This is a genomic window from Roseateles sp. P5_E11 (assembly GCF_054049355.1).
On record NZ_JBFUMO010001173.1, the window covers coordinates 1 to 633 of the forward strand.

General features: G+C 67.0%; 1 protein-coding gene. It reads right to left on the minus strand.

The annotated features are described in order from the left end of the window. Nucleotides 1–633, minus strand: a 633-nt coding sequence (locus ACXJKR_RS34165; RefSeq protein ID WP_457326641.1) for a M61 family metallopeptidase, incomplete at both ends; no start/stop codon positions are given.

A 633-nucleotide genomic window follows, 5' to 3' on the forward strand; every position in this document is an offset into this window, starting at 1 on the left:
ACTCCGCAGGGCGCAGCCGCTTGACGTTCCAAGCATGGAAGTACTCGTGGCTGAACAGGCCGAGCAGACGCACATAGTTGTCGCTGGGTGCAGCGCTTTCAGCGGCTGTCGGCAGTTCACGCCGTGCACAGATCAGCGCCGTGCTGGCACGGTGCTCCAGGCCGCCATGGCCGTCATCCACGGCCGAGAGCAGGAAGCTGTAATGCTCGAAAGGTGCACCACCCCAGAACGCGATGTGGGCCTCGCAGATGCGCCGCACATCGGCCAGCAGGCGCTCGCCGTCAAAGCTCGGCCAGGCGCCGGCCACGACGATGCGATGCGGCACGCCGGCGGCGATGAACTCGCCCTGCCAGTGCGGGCCGATCTCGAAAGGGTGGTCTAGCAATTCGTCGTAGTCGGCGGCCTCCCAGCTTCCCTCGGCAGCGCTCATCCCGGTTGCGACACGCCAGCCCTCGGGCAGTTGCCCCAATGTCACGCGATGCGGCTCGCTCTCGCGGCCATGGGCGCGCAGGCATAGGCTGCTGGCGTTGAAAAAAGCGCGCCGGCTGTCCAGCCAGGCGGTTCGCACCGAGGCGTCGAAGGCGTAGACGTCATAGCTCAGGGTCAATGCCTTGGCTCGCGGCTGGCCGCTGC